General features: G+C 63.8%; 17 protein-coding genes. 3 read left to right on the top strand and 14 right to left on the bottom strand.

Annotation, left to right across the window (positions count from 1 at the left end; genetic code table 11):
- Positions 1-46 precede the first annotated feature (46 nt).
- The 13 genes from NMQ14_RS15430 to NMQ14_RS19855 all read right to left on the bottom strand — a co-directional run bounded on the left by NMQ14_RS15430 (position 47) and on the right by NMQ14_RS19855 (position 13,991).
- On the bottom strand, positions 47-1,213 hold the full coding sequence (locus NMQ14_RS15430) for a methyl-accepting chemotaxis protein (protein ID WP_257097534.1): 1,167 nt from the start codon (positions 1,211-1,213) through the stop codon (positions 47-49).
- A gap of 208 nt (positions 1,214-1,421) precedes the next feature.
- Positions 1,422-2,708, bottom strand: coding sequence for a TRAP transporter large permease (locus NMQ14_RS15425; RefSeq protein ID WP_257097533.1), 1,287 nt, complete (start codon positions 2,706-2,708; stop codon positions 1,422-1,424).
- On the bottom strand, positions 2,705-3,367 hold the full coding sequence (locus tag NMQ14_RS15420) for a TRAP transporter small permease (RefSeq protein ID WP_257097531.1): 663 nt from the start codon (positions 3,365-3,367) through the stop codon (positions 2,705-2,707). The genes NMQ14_RS15425 and NMQ14_RS15420 overlap by 4 nt, the downstream gene beginning before the upstream one ends.
- Before the next feature lie 96 nt (positions 3,368-3,463).
- On the bottom strand, positions 3,464-4,468 hold the full coding sequence (locus NMQ14_RS15415) for a TRAP transporter substrate-binding protein (RefSeq protein ID WP_257097529.1): 1,005 nt from the start codon (positions 4,466-4,468) through the stop codon (positions 3,464-3,466).
- Positions 4,469-4,768: 300 nt separating this feature from the next.
- On the bottom strand, positions 4,769-5,845 hold the full coding sequence (locus NMQ14_RS15410) for a chemotaxis response regulator protein-glutamate methylesterase (RefSeq protein WP_257097527.1): 1,077 nt from the start codon (positions 5,843-5,845) through the stop codon (positions 4,769-4,771).
- Complete coding sequence (locus tag NMQ14_RS15405) at positions 5,821-6,288, bottom strand: chemotaxis protein CheD (RefSeq protein WP_257097525.1); 468 nt, start codon at positions 6,286-6,288, stop codon at positions 5,821-5,823. Before NMQ14_RS15405 ends, NMQ14_RS15410 begins: the two co-directional genes overlap by 25 nt.
- A gap of 82 nt (positions 6,289-6,370) precedes the next feature.
- Positions 6,371-7,228: a protein-glutamate O-methyltransferase CheR gene (locus NMQ14_RS15400; protein ID WP_306441276.1), complete on the bottom strand. Its 858-nt coding sequence runs from the start codon at positions 7,226-7,228 to the stop codon at positions 6,371-6,373.
- 121 nt (positions 7,229-7,349) lie between these two features.
- A complete protein-coding gene (locus NMQ14_RS15395; protein WP_257097522.1) occupies positions 7,350-9,668 on the bottom strand; it encodes a methyl-accepting chemotaxis protein in 2,319 nt (772 codons plus the stop codon).
- A gap of 47 nt (positions 9,669-9,715) precedes the next feature.
- Positions 9,716-10,249 carry a chemotaxis protein CheW gene (locus NMQ14_RS15390; protein WP_257097521.1) on the bottom strand — a complete coding sequence of 178 codons (534 nt, stop codon included), beginning with the start codon at positions 10,247-10,249 and terminating at the stop codon, positions 9,716-9,718.
- 88 nt (positions 10,250-10,337) lie between these two features.
- Positions 10,338-12,590, bottom strand: a complete 2,253-nt coding sequence (locus NMQ14_RS15385; RefSeq protein ID WP_257097519.1) for a chemotaxis protein CheA — start codon at positions 12,588-12,590, stop codon at positions 10,338-10,340.
- Positions 12,591-12,610: 20 nt separating this feature from the next.
- The gene (locus NMQ14_RS15380; RefSeq protein ID WP_257097517.1) at positions 12,611-12,934 is read right to left on the bottom strand and encodes a lipid asymmetry maintenance protein MlaB; all 324 of its coding nucleotides are present in this window, start codon (positions 12,932-12,934) and stop codon (positions 12,611-12,613) included.
- 19 nt (positions 12,935-12,953) lie between these two features.
- On the bottom strand, positions 12,954-13,322 hold the full coding sequence (locus NMQ14_RS15375) for a response regulator (protein ID WP_069037865.1): 369 nt from the start codon (positions 13,320-13,322) through the stop codon (positions 12,954-12,956).
- 12 nt (positions 13,323-13,334) lie between these two features.
- Positions 13,335-13,991, bottom strand: coding sequence for a methyl-accepting chemotaxis protein (locus NMQ14_RS19855; protein WP_373457200.1), 657 nt, complete (start codon positions 13,989-13,991; stop codon positions 13,335-13,337).
- A gap of 778 nt (positions 13,992-14,769) precedes the next feature.
- Between NMQ14_RS19855 and NMQ14_RS15365 the strand changes: the two genes are divergently transcribed.
- Together NMQ14_RS15365 and NMQ14_RS15360 are read left to right on the top strand one after the other, a co-directional pair.
- Positions 14,770-16,719, top strand: coding sequence for a sensor histidine kinase (locus tag NMQ14_RS15365; protein ID WP_257097516.1), 1,950 nt, complete (start codon positions 14,770-14,772; stop codon positions 16,717-16,719).
- Entirely contained in the window at positions 16,716-17,330 is a 615-nt protein-coding gene (locus NMQ14_RS15360; RefSeq protein WP_257097515.1) for a response regulator transcription factor, read from the top strand. Before NMQ14_RS15365 ends, NMQ14_RS15360 begins: the two co-directional genes overlap by 4 nt.
- 15 nt (positions 17,331-17,345) lie before the next feature.
- Here the strand turns inward: NMQ14_RS15360 and NMQ14_RS15355 are convergent, their stop codons facing one another.
- Positions 17,346-18,026, bottom strand: a complete 681-nt coding sequence (locus NMQ14_RS15355) for an alpha/beta hydrolase (RefSeq protein ID WP_306441275.1) — start codon at positions 18,024-18,026, stop codon at positions 17,346-17,348.
- Positions 18,027-18,192: 166 nt separating this feature from the next.
- Here NMQ14_RS15355 and NMQ14_RS15350 point away from each other — a divergent pair, with 166 nt between their 5' ends.
- Positions 18,193-18,444, top strand: coding sequence for a hypothetical protein (locus NMQ14_RS15350; protein WP_069037868.1), 252 nt, complete (start codon positions 18,193-18,195; stop codon positions 18,442-18,444).
- Positions 18,445-18,586: the final 142 nt, after the last annotated feature.

The raw sequence follows: 18,586 nt of genomic DNA, 5'->3' as shown, positions 1-18,586 counted from the left end.
CCCGCCGGTACATGCCGGCGGGCCTTTGCTCCCCGGGGAAAGCAGGTCAGACCTGGAAGGTACGCAGGCTGCCTTCGAGTTCGCGTGCCGACGCGGCCAGCGATTCGCCCTGCGTGGCGGTCAGCGATACGCCGCGTGCGTTGTCTTCCGACAGCGCCGACAGTTCGCCCGCATTGCGCAGGATGGCGTGCGCCGTGGTGTCCTGTTCCTGCATGCTCAGTGCAACTTCGCCGGACTTGCTGACCAGTTCATCCATGCGCTGCAGGATGTCGGTGAAGGTGTCGACCGCGCCGCGCGATGTCTTGACCGCACCGCTGACCCGCTCGCTGGCCTGTCCCACGCGTTCCACGGTTTCCTTCGCGTCGTGCCGGATCTTGGCAACGATGTGTTCGATGTCGGCGGTCGAGCCCTGCGTGCGCTGAGCCAGCTTGCGCACCTCGTCGGCCACCACGGCAAAGCCACGGCCCTGTTCACCGGCACGCGCCGCTTCGATCGCGGCGTTCAGCGCCAGCAGATTGGTCTGGTCCGAAATTTCCTTCACCACGTCGTTGATCTTGGCGATCTCCTCGGAATCCTTCACCAGCCGTTCGATCACGGTCAGCGACTCTTCCATCTCGACCGCGATGCGGCTGACGCCTTCCATCGAGTGTTCGAGGTCGGTCTTGCCACTGCGTGTGCTGTCACCGGTGCTGCGCACGATGCTGTCCATGTCCGCCGACAGGGCGGCAACCTGACGCGCCGACGCCGTCATTTCCTCCATCGCTTCGGCGACGGTGCGGATGCGGTCCGACTGCTTGGTACCGTTCTGGTTCGCCGTGATGGTCAGTTGCGACAGTTCCTCGGCCGACTGCGTCAGCGTCGATGAAAGCACCGTCATCTTCTCGATCAGTTTGCGGAAGGACTTGCATGCCTGGTTGTACTCGTAGCCCAGCCAGGCGAAATCATCCTTGCCGGACAGGTTGAGCTTGTGATTCAGCTTGCCTTCTGCGAGGCTGTGCAACGCGTTGACGAGCATTTCGGCACGCCGGCCGAAACCGTTGCCGAACCACAGCCCCACGCCAACGACGATCGTCGTGCAGAGCACGCCACTTACGATCAGGCCGGTGATGCCGGGGAAAAAGACTTCCTGTACAGCTGCCGCCGCCATGCAGACGACACTCGCCAACAGTGAATGAAATATGAACGCCTTTCGCACGCTGAGCTGATTTCTCATGTATTCCTCCTCGGAAGCAAGATTGATGGCCAGAAAAGGAGCGGCGCTTGTGTAGTTTTGACTTCTCCTTGCGGTGCGCCGTCCGACTCGTTCTGTAAGTAACGACCGGTGGAGAGTCGGGCTTGAATCAATAATGAGAAAGAAAAACGCCGCACCGGGGTGGTGCGGCGCTCTGCCTGGATTGCAACACGGACCAACGGGATGCCGGCTAACTCATCATGCCCAGCGTGCGCGGGAGCCAGAGCGACAGCGACGGCCAGTAGGTGACGATCATCAGGAACGCGATCATGGTGAGCAACCAGGGCGTGACCGCCTTGGTCATGTCGGTCATGCCGAGTTTCGCAATGCCGCTGCCGACATAGAGGTTGAGCCCGACGGGCGGCGTGATCATGCCGATCTCCATGTTCACCGTGATGATGATGCCGAAGTGCACCGGATCGATACCCAGCGCCATCGCCACCGGGAACAGGATGGGCGCGGTGATCAGGATGATGGACGACGGCTCCATGATGTTGCCAGCCAGCAGCAGAAGGACGTTAACCACCAGCAGGAAGCCCAGCGCACCCAGTCCGCTGTCCACCAGCCAAGCCGCTACCGCCTGCGGAATCTGCTCCGATGTGAGCAGGAAGGAGAACAGGATGGCGTTGGTGATGATGTACAGCAGCATCGCGCTCATGTTGGCCGAATCGAGCAGTACCTTCGGGATGCGCTTCAAAGGCAGATCGCGATAGACGAACACCGCCACGATGAAGGCGTACACCGCACTCATCGCCGCCGCTTCGGTCGGCGTGAAAATGCCCGTATAGATGCCGCCCATCACGACCACGATCAGCATCAGACCCCAGAAGGATTCGCGAAAGGCCTTGAGACGATCGGCCACCGGCGCCTTGGGCATGCGCGGATAGTTGTTCTTCTTCGCATACCACCAGGTGGTGAAGCCGAGCATGAACAGCAGCACCGCACCCGGAATCACGCCCGCCATGAACAGCGCACCGATCGACGAGTTGGTCGACACGGCATACATCACCATGACGATGGACGGCGGAATCAGGATGCCGAGTGCGCCGGAGCTGGCCACGATGCCGGCACCGAACTTCATCGGGAAACCCTGCTTCACCATCGCCGGCAGCAGGATGGCGCCGATGGCGGCGACCGTTGCCGGGCTGGAACCCGACACCGCGGCGAACAGACCGCAGGCCACCACGCCACCCATGCCCAGACCACCGTGGAAGTGGCCGACCAGCGACGTGGCGAAATTGATCATGCGTTTCGCCACGCCGCCATGGGTCAGGAAGTTGCCGGCCAGGATGAAGAACGGAATCGCCATGATTTCGAACTTCTCGATACCCGTGAACAGCTTCAGCGCGACCGACTCGACCGGCACGTCGGTCATCGTGAACAGGAAAGTGAGTACCGTCAGGCCAAGCGAAATCGAAACCGGCATGCCGGTCAGCATCAGCACCAGCAGCATGACGAAGATGATGGCGGCGCTCATTTGCGGCCTCCCTTCGCATGCTCGGCTTCTTCCGCGCTCTCGACCGCCTCGCCCACCAGGATGGGCTTGACCTCATCCATGCCCTCGACATGCGCATGATCGTGATGCGGCAATTCGCCCGTGCGGATGAAGGTCGTCATCACCTGCAGGAAGCGGAAGCACATCAGACCCGAACCGAGCGGGATCGCCATGTAGACCATCCAGGTCGGCCACTCCAGGTCGGGCGTGGTCGGCCCTTCGTACAGATCTCCGATATCCAGTCCAAACGTGCTGCGCACCGCGTAGGCGGCGCCGTTCTCCCACACGAAGTGACTGCCCAGCACACAGATGATGCCGGTGAACAACGCGCCGGCCGCCAGTCCGAAAATGACGAACTTGTTGCGCAGCGCAGGTTGCAACTGGTTGATCAGCACATCGACACCAACGTGGATGCCGGTGCGCACGCCGTAGGCGGCGCCGAACTTGGCCATCCACACGAACAGGATGATGCACAGCTCCTGCGCCCAGCTGAGATTCAGTGACAGCAGCCAGTCCTGCAGGCCGGGGATGCTGTATCCGCTGGCGTAGCGATGGACAACCGCGACGAAAATGACGATGGTGGCGACGCCAATCAGCAGCGTGATCAGCCACTCCTCGATATGGTCGAGCAAGCGGAGCACGGCAGTCTCCCCGAAAATTTGAAAGACGCGCAGAGAACCCTGCGCCCGGCGGATCCGCCGGTCACCGCCCGACCCGGGCGTGACCGGCGCAGCGGCTTAAAGCTTCGACGGGTCGAACGCCGTTTCCTTGTAGATCGCGTCGATCAGCTCGCGACCGATGCGGCCTTCCATCTTCGTGTGCACCGGCACCAGCACTCGCTTGAACGCAAGCCGTTCTTCCGGCGTCGGTACGTAGATGGTGGTCTTGCCACTTTTGCGGATGCCTTCGAGCGAGGCGTCGTTCTCTTCCTTGGCGATCTTGTTCGCGTACTCGGTCGATTCCTTCATCGCTGTATCGAGCTGGCCGCGCACATCGGCCGGCAGGCCGTCCCAGAACTTCTTGTTCACGATGACCGCGTAGCCGAGGTAGCCGTGGTCGGTCACGGCCATGTGCTTCTGCACTTCGTGCATCTTCTGCGTATACATATTGGAATGCGGATTCTCGGTGCCATCGACCACGCCGGTCTGCAGCGCCTGATAGGCCTCGGAGAACGCCATCACCTGAGGCAGCGCGCCGATGCTGCGCATCTGCTCTTCGAGCACCTTGGACGACTGGATGCGCAACTTCTTCGCCTTCAGGTCGGCCGGTGTCCTGATCGGCGTATTGGCCGAAAAGGACTTGAAACCGTTGTCCCAGAACGCCAGACCGATGATGCCCTTGGAGTCGAGCTTCTTCAGGATGCCGGCGCCGATCGGGCCCTTGGTCACCTTGTGCAGGTCGGCGTAGCCATCGAAGATGAACGGCAGGTCGAACACCTCGAATTCCTTGACGCCCAGCGGGCCGAACTTGGCCAGCGACGGTGCCAGCATCTGCACGGCACCCAGCTGCAGCGCCTCCATCTCTTCCTTGTCCTTGTACAGCTGGCTGTTCGGATAGACCTCGACCTTCACCTTGCCGCCGGTCAGTTCCTCGGCGCGCTTCTTGAAGAATTCCGCCGCCTTGCCCTTGGGGGTTTCGGTCGCCACGACGTGGCTGAACTTGATCACGATGGGCTGTTGCGCAGCTGCAAACGGGGTGAGGCCGAGCGCGATCAGGCCGAACAACATCGAATGAAGTTTCATGAGGTCTCCTCCTTTATGGATGCACCGGACGCGAACGGCCCGTGTGATGCACAAATTCTGGGCGCGTCACTTCACAAAGGCCATTGTGGATATCCGCAACCGCGATCGCGCGCGCCGAGCGAACAGGCGCTTGCACGGGGGAAACCGGTCTGCCTGCCCGGAGAGCGATGCAATGGCGCGTTGGCCAGCGGGATGGTGTCACGACGACGACGCAACGAGAATCAGCCAACGGTTGCCCTGGCGTCGAACGTGCAGGGACGAAGCGCATTCAGCGGCGGCGTACTCGGCCGGAAATCGGCCTCACTTGCCGTAGCGGTTGATCATCCCGGGAATCTGATCGAGTCCGATCACGTGCTCGGCTGCGCCAAGCTTGATCGCCTCCTTGGGCATGCCGAACACCACGCAACTGGCCTCGTCCTGGGCGCAGGTTGTGGCGCCGGCGTCGCGCATCTCCTTCAAGCCGCGCGCGCCGTCATCGCCCATGCCGGTCATGATGATGCCCAGCGCGTTCTTGCCTGCGTACTTGGCCACCGAGCGAAACAGCACGTCGACCGACGGTTTGTGACGATTCACCAGCGGGCCGTCGCTGACTTCGACTACGTACTGCGCGCCACTGCGCCTGAGCATCATGTGCCGCCCACCGGGCGCAATCAGTGCCACGCCCGGAATCACGCGATCGCCGTTCACGGCCTCCTTGACGTGAATTTCGCAGATGCTGTCGAGACGCGCTGCAAAGGCGGCGGTGAAGCGCTCGGGCATGTGCTGCACGACCACGATGCCGGGCGAGACACGCGGCAGTTGCGTCAGCACGGCTTCCAGCGCCTGCGTGCCGCCGGTCGAGGTACCCAGCGCAATGAGCTTTTCGGTCGTCATGCGCATGGCTTCGCCGGTGACCGGCGCCAGCATGACGTCGGCCGTCAGCTTGGGACCGGCTTTCGGCCCGGGCACCGGCGCCACGCGCGGCCTGCCGACGCGCGCACGCGCTGCGGCCTTCACCGCATCGGTCAGTGCATGGGCCGATTCATGCAGAAACTGCTTGATTCCGATCTTCGGCTTGGTCACCACGCTGATGGCACCTGCCGCCAGCACTTCCATCGTGGTCTCCGCGCCCTTCTCGGTCAGCGACGAACATACGACGATGGGTGTCGGACGTTCCGACATGATGCGGCGCACGAAGGTGACGCCATCCATGCGTGGCATTTCGACGTCGGTCACGATGACGTCCGGCCAGCCGCACTTGAGTCGCTCGAAGGCGACCAGCGGATCGGCCGCTGTCGCCATCACTTCGATCTCGTGGTCGGCCGCCAGCAATTCCGACAGCACCTGCCGCACCACCGCCGAATCATCGACGATCAAGACACTGATTTTTTTCGACATAACCTGTTTCCCGTGCGTATGCGGGCTTCGGTCTCACCGTTGCCCTCCTGATAGCGCAACCACACGTCGCCGCTCCATACATCGAACACGAGCGCGCGCGAACCATTTCCACCACTATGCTCCGACACCAGCCGGGCGCCGATGTTGCGCAGCAGCCGGCGGGCGAAATCGACGTTCTGGTCGCCGATGAGCTTGCGCCCGGTCACCCCCGGCGCGGCGAACATCCTGCTTCCGCCGAACAGCTTGAATTCATAGTCGGCAATGTGAGTGCCGCTCATGCGCACCGCCAGCAGCAGCGAATCCATCGCCTCGACGCCATAGCGCCCGCTCGGCACCTCGGCCTGCTGCAAGCGTTCGGGCAGCAGGAAGTGGCACATGCCGCCCATGTGCCTCGCCGGATGCCACAGGGTCACCGCGACGCAGGAGCCAAGCACCGTGCGCATGCGCGTATGCCGATCGGCAAAATAGCAATCTCCGGGATTGAGGAAAACTTCTGAACAACTTCCCGGCGATGGCTGCATGACGCTACTTCAGGCGGTAAATGGAGGGCTTGATCACGTCGACGCGGTCGGTCACGCCGTGCAGGTTCTCGGAGTGACTGACGAACAGCCAGCCGCGCGGCTGCATGCGGCTGAGGATGCGCGACACGACCTCGCGCTTCGTTTCGAGATTGAAGTAGATCATCACGTTGCGCAGGAACACGACATCGAAACGGCCGACGTCAGGCAGATCGGCATTCAGGTTGATCTGCGCGAACGACACGCGCTCGCGCAACGAACGGTCGATCAGGAAGGTGCCTTCCTGCGGGCCGTTGCCCTTGAGGCAGTAGCGCTTGAGCAGGGGCTGCGGAATCTTTTCCGCGCGGGTCATCGGGTAGTGGGCGCTGCGCGCCGTGTCCAGCACCCGGCTGCTCAAGTCGGACCCGAACACCTCCCAGCGCCGCCCCATGCCCAGCGTCTCGGCCAGCACCATGGCCAGGGTGTAAGCCTCTTCGCCCGACGACGATGCCGCACTCCAGATGCGCAGCGGATCGCCGCCCTCGCGCCTGGCCAGGATTTCGGCCGCGAGGAAGTCGAAGTGCACCGCTTCGCGGAAGAAATAGGTTTCGTTGGTGGTCAGCAGGTCGATCGCCACCTGCAGCTCGCCCGGACGCGCACCCGACATCAGCAGATCGAAGTAATCGCCATAGCTGCCGACGCCGCAGGCGCCGAGTCGCCGCGACAGGCGGCCGGTCAACAAGGTCTTCTTGTGCTCGGCAAGGGAAATACCTGCAACTTCGTGCAGCCATGACCGGAAGCGGCCGAACTCGGCCTGGGTGATCGACGGCGTCCCGGCCAGTGCGAAGGCCGCCTGGGTGCTGCCCCGCGACTGCATCATTTCCATGGTGTGTGCTCTTGCTGCCGGTATGACGGCCGCGACGGGCGTGCACCCGCGCCACCGCCTGATTGTTCGATGCGTCGGAAGGGCCGGCGAACGGGCGGTGCCCTGCCCGTTCGCACGCCGTTCAGAAGCGCGAGAAGTCGGACTCTATCGCCGTGGTGCCGGTGCGCAGCACCGCTGGCCGCAGCGCCTGATTGGCCGCCGGCACGCTGCGCGGCATCGCCACCGGGCGCGAGCGCCCGCTGTCGGTAAGACGGAACACCGACATGGCCTGCTGCAGCTGCTGCGCCTGGCCGCTCATTTCTTCGGCTGTCGCCGCCAGCTGCTCCGACGCCGCTGCGGTCTGCTGCACCGTCTGGCTCAGCTGGTTCATCGCGCTGTTGATCTGCGAAACGCCGGTGGCCTGCTCGCCCGACGCGGCAGAGATTTCCTGCACCAGGTCGGAGGTCCGGCGGATCGACGGCACCAGCTGTTCCAGCACTTCGCCGGCGCGCCCCGCCACCTTCAGAGATTCGTTGGCCACGCTGCCGATTTCCTGCGCCGCTACCTGCGACCGCTCGGCCAGCTTGCGCACTTCGGTCGCCACCACCGCGAAGCCGCGGCCGTGGCTGCCGGCCCGCGCCGCTTCGATGGCAGCATTCAGCGCCAGCATGTTCGTCTGGTAGGCGATGTCGTCGATGATGGAAATGCGTTCGGCGATCTTCTGCATCGCCTCCAGCGTCTGCCGCACCGCTTCGCCGCCGTCGCTCGCTTCACGCGAGGCCTGTGTGGCGATACCGTCGGTCACCCGCGCGTTGTCGCTGTTCTGCGTCACCGAAGCCGACATCTGTTCGATCGACGCCGACGTCTCTTCGACGCTGGCAGACTGTTCGCTCGCGCCCTGGCTCAGCGACTGCGCAGTCGCCGACACTTCTTCCGACGCGCTGGCCAGGCTGTTGGCCACACCGATCGCCTCGTCGATGGTTTGCGACAGCGTGGTGCAGGTGTTGTTGACCGAATCCTTCAGTTCCTTGAGCTTGCCGCGGTAGTCGCCGACAACCCGCATGCTCAGGTCGTTCTGTTCCATCGCGGCGAGCACGGCCATCGCTTCGTTGACCGGATTGATCACCGCGTCCAGCGTGTCGTTGATGCCCTGCACGATGCGGCGGAAATCGCCCTGGTGGCGGTCCAGGTCGGCCCGCTTGTCGAGGTCGCCCACCAGCGCAGCCTGCACCAGCATATTGGTGTCGGCCACCAGCGCCTTCATGTTGGCACGCACCTGTTCGATCGTGTCGTTGATGAAGGCCTTCTTGCCCGGCAGCTGTTCCATCGGCGCGTCCATATTGCCTTCGCCGAACTGCTTGATGCAGGCCATCGCCTTCTTCTTCACCGCGATGTGGCCGCCGACCATCTTGTTCACGCCGGCTGCCATGGTGCCGTAGGCGCCCTTGAACTTGCCCTCGTCCATCGCCACGTCGATGTCACCGCGGTCGTGCTCGGCCGACATGTGGTTCATGTCGGCGATGAAGGTCTTGATGTTGGAGCGCACCTGTTCGATGGTGTCGTTGATGAAGGCCTTCTTGCCCGGCAGCTGTTCCATCGGCGCGTCGAAGTTGCCCTCGCCGAATTCCCGGATGCAGGCCATCGCCTTCTTCTTCACCGCGATGTGGCCGCCGACCATCGCATTCACGCCGGCCGCCATGGTCTTGTAGGTACCGTTGAACTTGCCCTCATCCATCACCACGTCGATGTCGCCGCGGTCGTGCTCGGCCGACATGTGGTTCATGTCGGCGATGAAGGTCTTGATGTTGGAGCGCATCCGTTCAATGGTGTCGTTGATGAAGGCCTTCTTGCCCGGCAGCTGTTCCATCGGAGCATCGAAGTTGCCCTCGCCGAACTCCCGGATGCAGGCCATCGCCTTCTTCTTCACCGCGATGTGGCCGCCGACCATCTTGTTCACGCCGGCCGCCATGGTCTTGTAGGCACCGTTGAACTTGCTCTCGTCCATCGCCACGTCGATGTCGCCGCGGTCGTGCTCGGCCGACATGTGGTTCATGTCGTCGAGCAGCGACTTGATGGTCACCGACATGTGCTGCAGGTTCGCCATGAGGCTTTGCGTGTCGCCGCTGCGCAGCGCGAAGTTCGAACTGAAGTCGCCGTCGGCGATCCGCCGCGCGACATCGACCGCTTCAGCCGGATCCGCCCCGAGCTGGGCGCCGAGGCTGCGCGTGAGCATGAAGCCGATCAGCGCGCTGGAAACCAGGGTGGCGCCGATCAGCGCGAACATCATTGCCCGCGTATCTGCGTAAATCGCCTCCGCGCCCGTCGCTCCGGCGCCGGCCTGTTCGCCGATGACCGACATGCCGTGCAGGCCGACGCAGCCGAGCAGCAGCACGAGCAGACTTACGGCCCCGAAAGCCAGGGCTACCCTGACCGCCATCTTCTGACTGGAAAAAACATTCATTTTTTCTGCTCCTTGCCCTTTGCCGGGCTGAAAACTCGATCGGAATTTCAGTTGGAAGTGCCCTGCAACTCATTCAGGCTGGCCATCTCGTCAGCCAGCAACACGCGCTCGATGTCGAGCAGTATCACGAAGCCGCCGTCCTGCTTGCCCATGCCCGCGATGAAGTCGGCGCGCAGCCTGGCGCCGAACGACGGCCCCGGTTCGATGGCGTCGGGCAGGATTTCCACCACCTGGCTCACGGCGTCGACGATGACGCCCATGTCCTGCCGTTCTTCCATCGGTCCCACCTCGACGATCACGATGCAGGTGCGCCGCGTGGCGACCGTCGATGTGTTGCGCAGCCGCTGGGCCAGATCGATCACCGGCACCACGCGTCCGCGCAGGTTGATCACGCCGCGCACGAAGGACGGCATCATCGGCACCTCGGTGACGCCGCCGTACTCGATGATTTCCTTCACCGACAACAGGCCCAGCGCATAGCTTTCGTCGCCCAGACGGAACGTCAGGTACTGCTGTTGCTGCTCCTGGAATTCGTCCGTGTCGTCATCCTCGACGAATGCAAGATTCGATTTCGGATTCATGTATTCCCTCCCGCCGCAAGGCGTGCAAGATCGCTCCGGCCTGATCCATCGTCCGCTGCCGCATCGGCCGGCCTGCGCAGCGTTGCTTTCACATCAGTCTTTCCGCGGTGTTCGATGAAGACGCGATCGACGGCATCCCCCTGCCCTGGCTGTCATCCCGCACGGCCATCTGCATCAGTCCCGCCACATCGAGGATGAGCGCGATGCCACCGCTGCCCAGGATGGTCGAACCGCTCACCCCGCGCAGCGTGCTGAACATCTTGCCCAGCGGCCGGATGACGGTCTGGTGTTCGCCCATGAGCTGATCGACCACGATGCCGGCCTTGGTCTGCCCGAACTGCACGACGATGACATTCTCGCGGCGCGCCGACGGGCTGCCCCGCATGTCGAACACTTCGCGCAGCCACAGCAGCGGCAGCACTTCGCCGCGCATTTCCAGATAGCCGCGCGAGCGCGCCATGTCGCGTTCGCTGCCGGCCAGTTCGACGCACTCGACGATCATGCTCACCGGCAGCACGAAGCTCGAACTGCCGATGCCGACCAGGAAGCCGTCGATGATGGCCAGCGTCAGCGGCAACCGGATGCGGATGCGCGTGCCTTGCCCCGGTTCGGTATCGATGTCAACCGCGCCGCGCAGCGCTTCGATGTCGCGGCGCACGACGTCCATGCCGACGCCGCGCCCCGAGAGGTTGCTCACCTGGTCGGCGGTCGAGAAGCCCGGCGCGAAGATGAGGCGGTCGATCTCGCGGTCGGACAGCTGCGCGTCGGCACTGACCAGCCCGCGTTCGACCGCCTTGCTGAAAATCTTGGTGCGGTTCAGGCCGCCACCGTCGTCGGCCACCGTGATGACGATGCTGCCCGCCTCGTGACGGGCGTCGAGCATCAGCCTGGCGCGGGCACTCTTGCCATTGGCCAGGCGCGTTTCGGTCGATTCGATGCCATGGTCCATGGCGTTGCGCACCAGGTGCATCAGCGGGTCGCCCATACGTTCGACCACCGTCTTGTCCAGCTCGGTTTCCGCACCGCTGACCACCAGTTCGATGTCCTTTCCCAGGTCCTGGCTGACGTCGCGCACCACGCGCTGGAAGCGCTGAAAGGTGGCGCCGATCTGCACCATGCGCAGCGACAGCGCCTGGTCGCGCACTTCGTCGACGAGGCGCGAAAGCACCTCGTTGGCTTCGGTCAGCTGTCCGTTGCCGAGCGACTGGCTGATGTTCTGCACGCCGGCGCTCGCGACCACGAGTTCGCCGACCAGCTCGATCAACTGGTCCAGCTTGTCGGCGTCGATGCGCAGCGAGCGTGCCTCCTGCGCCTTGGTGTCCTTGACCTGCTTCTGCTTGGCGAGCGCGGCATCGACCACACCTGCGCTGACCGCTCCGCCCTCGATGAGTATTTCGCCGATCTGTTGCGACGTTGCAGATGCGTCGGTGTCGGTCCCGCCGGTTGCCGCGGCGGCGGCTTCCGATTGCAGCGACAGCCCGCGTTCGAGTTCGGAACGGGTCAGCGCACCGCTCAGCACGAGCATTTCGCCCAGTTTCATGTCGTCTTCGGGCAACGCGCGCAGCACCCTGACGTACTCGGAAACCTGCGAGTAGGGCGGAATGATGTGAAGCACGCATTCGTCGCGGACGAACTCGAATACACCCTCGATTTCCCCCTTGGAGGCATCGCTGCGGAAATCGATCTCGAACCCGAGGTAGCAGGACTCCGGATCGAACTCCAGCCAGGAAGGCAGCGCATCGACCACGGTGTCGAGGTGGACAATGTCACCCAGCGTGCACAGATAGCGCAGGAAGGACGCCGGATCCATGCCGCTGCGCAGCACGTCGGTGCCAAAGCGGATCGACAGGTGCCAGTTTCCGTTCTCGCAGCTGTCGTCGACCGCCGGCTCGTTGCAGCTGACGACAGCTGGCGCGGAGACCACCGCGCTTGCGGCGGGCTCGTCGGGCTGTTTGCCCAGCAGGGCCAGCAATGCCGTCATCTGTGCGTCACCCTCGGCGCGCTGGGCCGCATCGAGGTCGCGCTTGTCAGCCACCGCGCGCACCAGCGCGCCGATATGGTCCTTGTTGCGCAGGAGCAGACCGATCACATCGTTGTCCACGCGCATCTGCCCATCACGGACGCGATCCAGCACGCTTTCGACTTCGTGCGTGAAATGGACGACATCGTCGAATCCGAACACGCCGGCCGTGCCCTTGATGGTGTGCGCCGCGCGGAAGATGTCGTTGATCAGTTCGTTGTTGTCCGGCTCGCTTTCCAGCTGCAGCAGCGATTCCTCCATCCGGGTGAGCAGTTCGTCTGCTTCGGCGAAGAAGGCCTCGAGGGCGGGTTCGAGATTCATGAATGAATTCCTTGTGCTGTTCAGGCAGCCTGCGCCGGCATGACGACCGGATCGCCGAATACATGACTCAACTGCATCAGCTCCATCACTTCGAGCATGGCTGTGCTGTGCGCCACCAGTTCGAAACTGTGTCCGTGCGCCTCGGCCGCCCGCTTGGCGGCCAGCAGCACCTGTACGCCACTGCTGTCCACCTCGGTGGTCCGGGCAAGGTTGATCCGCAGATCGCGTCTTTCCGAAAGCGCGCGCGTCAGAAACCCGTAGGCGTCGGCGGCACCGAAGATCGTCAGCTCACCCACCAACTTCAGCTCGGTCACGTCACCGTCATCCGTGCGTTCGATTTCCATGTCGTCGCTCCGCTTCGGGTCAGGGCAGGCAGAGCTTGGATACGGCCATCAGCATCTGGTCCGGCTTGAACGGCTTCACCATCCACGCCTTGGCGCCTGCCGCCTGGCCTTCGGCCTTCTTCGATTCCTGGTTCTCGGTGGTCAGCATGATGACCGGCGTGAACTTGTAGGCCGGCAGCTTGCGCATTTCCTTGACGAACGTGATGCCGTCCATGTTCGGCATGTTTACGTCGCTCACCACGAGGTGCACCTTCTGTCCGGTGAGCTTGGCCAGCGCGTCCTTGCCGTCGCAGGCTTCGAATACGTCATAGCCGGCACTCTTCAGCGCGATGCTGACCACCTGGCGCAGTGACGACGAATCGTCCACCACCATGATTGTCTTTGCCATGTGTCAATGCTCCTAAAAGAAAACGAGATCGTCGCTGGACTTGCTGGCCGCGTTGCCTGAACCGCCGTGATTGCCGCGTTCTTCGGGCGTCGTGTAGCTGCGCTCGAGGTGGTCGACCAGCGGACGCAGATCGGGCGCCCGGTCTGCCGGGCTGGCGGCCACGTATTGACCGAGTTCATCCAGGCTTTCGCAGACGTGGGCAAGCACCTGGTCGATGCGGTCCTGGAACTGCAGGTGCGGCAGGGTTTCCGCGATTTCGTGCTGGATGCCTTCTGCCTGATGACGGAGCTCTGCGTTCGACTGGGCCAGTCCGTCGAGCAGTTGGGAAAAGTCGCCAAGCACGCCCTGGATGCTCGCTTCCGAAGCCTTGAAGGATTCGATGTCGCGACTGGTCGAACTTTCGACCAGACGTGCCGAGGCCAGGATGGCGTCGCTGACCAGCTTGGCTTTTTCGGCGATCTTCCTGCCGGTATCGCCGGAAGCGGTGGAGAGCTTGCGTACTTCGTCGGCCACCACAGCGAAACCCCGCCCCGCCTCGCCGGCGCGGGCCGCTTCGATGGCGGCGTTGAGTGCCAGCAGATTGGTCTGGTCGGCAACCTGCTGCACCGACTTCGCCATGCCGCGCAGGTCGTCCGCGTAACTGGCGAGTTCGCGTATCTGCGTCAGCATGAGATTCTTGTCCGACAGCGCACCCGACATGCCGTCGAGCACCTGGGTGAGCTGCGACTGGGAGGTCTTGAGCACGACGTCTACGCCACCGCTGCCCGCAGACACGCCGCCTCCCGATGAAGCCGCCACAGCCGCGTCGAGCTTCGAGACCAGCCCTGAAAAGCGCTGGATCAATTCGCCGATGGCCACTTCGGCCTGCTTGCGCACACCATTGATCTGTCGCTTCCAGATCGGCGCCGCCTCCGACGACACCAGGACCAGGCTGTCGTACATCGCATGTACCAGCGGATCCGGCCCGGTCGTATCGAGTTCGGCGGGTTGCGGCGCGACAGCCTCGCGCCGACAGAGCAGAACGCCCGTCCACCCGATGGCACAGACGGCAATACCCCCAACGGCCATGCTAGCCCATGTCGGCAAACCGAAGGACTCGATGCTCAGGGCGCCCAGAAGCACTGCGGCGACCGTGTGCGCGGCACAAACAATCATTCTTTTCACTTCAATCTCCCATGGCGCTGAGCACAGAACTCGGGTCGCAATCGTTGAACTCGTGCCTTCAATGTCCTTAACGGATGAGGGGCTTCTACCTTGAGTCAGAGGTGATCTTTTTTTACATAGCGACCGAGCGCCCGCCGTGACACCGAAGCCGGGTGCATCCGCAGAATGCCGGCCAGCACCACACCGCTTGTTGTGGATATCCGAAGCAGCCGAAACCGCTGCCGGACGTATGATCGAACGTCGATATCCTCTCCGGCCACGCCCGTCCCGGACCCTGCAGACAATGACCAGCCGTTCGTTGCCGTCCGCATTCCTTGCTCGCGCGACCCCGGTCGCGGCACCGGGCTGGTACTGGGTATTGCCGCGCGTGGCACTGGTGCTGTTCCTCGCCGCCATCGCGGCGCTGGTCTGGCTGCTGCACAGCAAGGATCAGGAAGACCAGCGCGCGGCGATGATCAGCGACGTGCTGTGGATGGAACAGGACTTGCGATTCCACCTCGATCGCAACGTGGAACTGATCGGGCAACTGGGTCACGAGGCCGCCGAAAAGGGCTTCGACGCGGCGGCGCTCGAACTGCGTGCGCGCAGTCTCGTGAGCAATGGCCAGGGCTTGCTGAGCGTCGAACGTCTGCTTGCGGTCGACGCGGCCGATGGCGCACTCGCCGCACCGGCCCGGCTCGCCGACCGGATCGGACAGGCGGTCTATCTGCCGCCCCGTGCGTTGCAGGACGGCGATGTGCAGTTCGACGTACTGGTGCCGCTCGGTGCCGGCCGGGGCTGGATGCTCGGACGCTACTCGCTGGCGCAGATGCTCGTGCGTTCGGTGCCGTGGTGGTTTGCCGAGCGCTATGCGGTCGAGGTGATAGACAACACCGAACACGTACTGGCCAGCAAGTCGAAGGTATCGTCCGGCAACAGCGATCTGGGCTACTCGCTTGCCTTCGACCCGCCGGGCCATGGGCTGCGCCTGCGTGTCGCCGCCTACCGTAGCGAAACCCGCCTGCTGCCGGCGCTGCTGGTGGTCACTCTGGTCGGCCTCGCACTGACCATGCTGTGGAGCCTGTGGGCGCTGCGCCGCCACCTCAATCGCCGGCTTGCCGCCGAACACGCCTTGCGCGAAGAACACGCCTTTCGCACCGCGATGGAGAACTCGCTGATCATCGGCCTGCGCGCGCGCGATCTCGAAGGCCGCATCACGCACGTCAATCCGGCGTTCTGCCGCATGGTCGGCTGGAGCGCCGAAGAGCTGATGGCAATGCGCCCGCCAATGCCTTACTGGGCACCCGAACACGCCGAGCACATCCGGGCGCTGCACGACGGCATCCTGGCCGGCGATGCGGAAAAGCGCGATGCGATCGAACTGACCTTCATGCGGCGCGACGGCGAACGCTTCGATGTACTGATTTCCGAAGCACCACTGGTCGATGCCGAAGGCCGGCACGTCGGCTGGATGAGCTCGCTGCTCGACGTCACCGAAAGCAAGCGGGCCGAGGCGCTGTACCGGCAGCAGCAGGAGCAGCTGCAATTTACCGGCCGGCTCATCACGATGGGCGAAATGGCGTCCACACTGGCCCATGAGCTGAACCAGCCCTTGTCAGCCATCGCCAGCTACAGCACGGCCTGCCTGAACATGATCGAAACCGGGAAGGGGCAGCTGTCCGACTTCACTGAACCGCTGTCGAAGATGAATACACAGGCGCAGCGCGCCGGCACCATCATCCGCCGCGTGCACCAATTCGTGCGTCGGTCCGAGCCGCAGCGCGTGCGCTGCGCGCTGAACGACATCGTCGACGACGCGGTGGCCCTGATCGAAGCCGATGCGCGCAAGCGCAACATCCACATCACGACCGCGCTTGCGCGCGATCTGGCCGAGGTGCAGGCCGACCGCGTGATGATCGAACAGGTACTGCTGAACCTGATCCGCAACGGCATGGATGCCATGGCCGGCAGTTCGGCGGAAAGGCGGCGGCTGCAGATCGATACGCGGGCCGACGGCGAAGACGTGCAGGTGGCGGTGCGCGACAGCGGCGCCGGCATTCCACCCGACATTGCGGAGAAGCTCTTCGCGCCCTTCTTCACCACCAAACCGGACGGCATGGGCATGGGACTGAACATCTGCCGCTCCATCGTCGAACTGCATCACGGCCGGCTGTGGTTCGAAGCGGCCGAAGGAGGCGGCACCGTGTTCATCCTGAAACTGCCTGCGGGCGACGCACAGGCACTGCCTGCATGAGCACGAACCAGATCTTCATCGTCGACGACGACGACGCCATCCGCGATGCGCTCGGCTGGCTGTTCCGCTCGCGCGGCCATGTCGCGCGGCTGTGGTCATCGGCCGAGGCGCTGATCGCCGGTGGCGAGATCGGGCGCTGCGGCTGCCTGCTGCTCGACATCCGGATGGACGGCATGAGCGGGCTCGAACTGTTCGCATGGCTGCGTGAAAACGGCCATGACATCCCGGTCATCTTCCTGACCGGACATGGCGACGTGCCGATGGCGGTCGCCGCGCTCAAAAACGGCGCCTTCGATTTCGTGGAGAAACCGTTCAACGACAACGAACTGGTCGACCGCGCGCTGGCTGCACTCGACATCCACCACCAGCGCTCGAGCCGTCAGGCCGCGGCGCGCGAGCTCGACGAGCGCCTCGCACAGCTCACCAGCCGCGAGCTGGAAGTGATGGAACGCGTACTGGCCGGTCAGATGAACAAGGTGATCGCGATGGATCTCGGGGTGACGATGCGCACGGTCGAAGTGCATCGGGCACGCATCTTCGACAAGATGGGCGTGCGCTCGGCGGTCGAACTGGCGCAACTGCTCACCGCCCGCACCCCGAAGCCGGATTGAGGCGTCATCAGGAAATCAGGCCAGTACCCGCAGCAGCCATCGATTCAGATCGGCGATTTCGTCCGGACACACCTCGTGGTCCATGTCATAGGTGTGCCAGTCACACGACACCGACAGATCGTCGAACACGGCGCGCGCGGCCAATGCACGGTCGATGTCGACCACGCTGTCTCCGAGCCCGTGCGCCAGAAATACCGGCACATCGCGGTTGGCGGCGCTGCGCTCGCCCGCGGTCTTGCCGGCCCGCGGCAGATAGCCCGACAACCCGGCGATGCCGGCCAGTCGCTCGGCATGGCGCAGGCCGGCGACCAGCGCCATCGCGCAGCCCTGCGAAAACCCCACGAGCACGATGCGCGACGCCAGCATGCCGCGTGCGGTTTCGCGCGCGATCAGCGCCTCGACGATCTGTTGCGACGCGCGGATGCCCGCCTCGTCATCGATGCCCGAGCCGGGCGCGAACACGTCGAACCAGGCACGCATGACGTAGCCGCCATTGCGCGTGACCGGTCTTTCCGGCGCGTCGGGCAGCACGAAGCGCACCGGGCCGACGGCGTCCAGATCCAGCGCACGGCACACCGGCACGTAGTCGTTGCCGTCGGCCCCCAGCCCATGCAGCACGATGAGGGTTGCGCCCGGCGCAGGGCCGGATTCAAGTTCGATCAGGTTCACCGCCATGTTCCAGCTCCGGAAAGTCATTGTCGAAGACCGGGCCTTCGCCGAACCGAAAGCGTGCCCCGGATGCGCATCGTACCGAACGCACGCCCGCGCGCCGAACAGTCAGGCGGCGTGGATCCGCTGCAGATCAATTGCCCCGCCACCCGACCGGCGCGTTACAGTGCGGCCATCCCAACTGGAGAATGCAATGAAGACATTGACCGTACACCTCACCGCCGAACTGCAGGTGCCCGACGACTGGACCCTGGTGGACCACGCCTCGGGCGTCACCGTGCTCAAGGTAGGCGACCAATTCATCGACTTCGACATCACGCCGCTTTCTACGCGCGAGGACGACCCGGAAGCACTGTGGAGCGATGATGACCAGACCCTGACCAGCCAGGTGCTCGACTGCGTCACCGAACTCGATACCGACATCGAGATCGCCTACCACCAGTAAAGGGTGTGCGGCGGCTCGTGGCGCCGTCCCTCCGCCACCGTTTGCTTGTGCGGCCCGTATATCGGTTCGCCGCCAGCTATCGATGAACACGCGGGACGCATGTCGGCCTGCATAGTCCGATCGGCGTATTTTGAAGGTCCGG

It is taken from the genome of Methyloversatilis sp. XJ19-13 (genome assembly GCF_024580155.1).
GTDB lineage: Bacteria > Pseudomonadota > Gammaproteobacteria > Burkholderiales > Rhodocyclaceae > Methyloversatilis.
This window is presented reverse-complemented; position numbering and strand designations above follow the sequence as displayed.

Coding starts and splice junctions, on each gene's coding strand:
- NMQ14_RS15360 (WP_257097515.1), top strand. CDS start 16,716: ATGAGCACGAACCAGATCTTCATCGTCGACGACGACGACGCCATCCGC.
- NMQ14_RS15395 (WP_257097522.1), bottom strand. CDS start 9,668: ATGAATGTTTTTTCCAGTCAGAAGATGGCGGTCAGGGTAGCCCTGGCT.
- NMQ14_RS15385 (WP_257097519.1), bottom strand. CDS start 12,590: ATGAATCTCGAACCCGCCCTCGAGGCCTTCTTCGCCGAAGCAGACGAA.
- NMQ14_RS15425 (WP_257097533.1), bottom strand. CDS start 2,708: ATGAGCGCCGCCATCATCTTCGTCATGCTGCTGGTGCTGATGCTGACC.
- NMQ14_RS15400 (WP_306441276.1), bottom strand. CDS start 7,228: ATGGAAATGATGCAGTCGCGGGGCAGCACCCAGGCGGCCTTCGCACTG.
- NMQ14_RS15380 (WP_257097517.1), bottom strand. CDS start 12,934: ATGGAAATCGAACGCACGGATGACGGTGACGTGACCGAGCTGAAGTTG.
- NMQ14_RS15430 (WP_257097534.1), bottom strand. CDS start 1,213: ATGAGAAATCAGCTCAGCGTGCGAAAGGCGTTCATATTTCATTCACTG.
- NMQ14_RS15355 (WP_306441275.1), bottom strand. CDS start 18,026: ATGACTTTCCGGAGCTGGAACATGGCGGTGAACCTGATCGAACTTGAA.
- NMQ14_RS15415 (WP_257097529.1), bottom strand. CDS start 4,468: ATGAAACTTCATTCGATGTTGTTCGGCCTGATCGCGCTCGGCCTCACC.
- NMQ14_RS19855 (WP_373457200.1), bottom strand. CDS start 13,991: ATGCTGACGCAGATACGCGAACTCGCCAGTTACGCGGACGACCTGCGC.
- NMQ14_RS15365 (WP_257097516.1), top strand. CDS start 14,770: ATGACCAGCCGTTCGTTGCCGTCCGCATTCCTTGCTCGCGCGACCCCG.
- NMQ14_RS15405 (WP_257097525.1), bottom strand. CDS start 6,288: ATGCGCACGGTGCTTGGCTCCTGCGTCGCGGTGACCCTGTGGCATCCG.
- NMQ14_RS15410 (WP_257097527.1), bottom strand. CDS start 5,845: ATGTCGAAAAAAATCAGTGTCTTGATCGTCGATGATTCGGCGGTGGTG.
- NMQ14_RS15390 (WP_257097521.1), bottom strand. CDS start 10,249: ATGAATCCGAAATCGAATCTTGCATTCGTCGAGGATGACGACACGGAC.
- NMQ14_RS15375 (WP_069037865.1), bottom strand. CDS start 13,322: ATGGCAAAGACAATCATGGTGGTGGACGATTCGTCGTCACTGCGCCAG.
- NMQ14_RS15350 (WP_069037868.1), top strand. CDS start 18,193: ATGAAGACATTGACCGTACACCTCACCGCCGAACTGCAGGTGCCCGAC.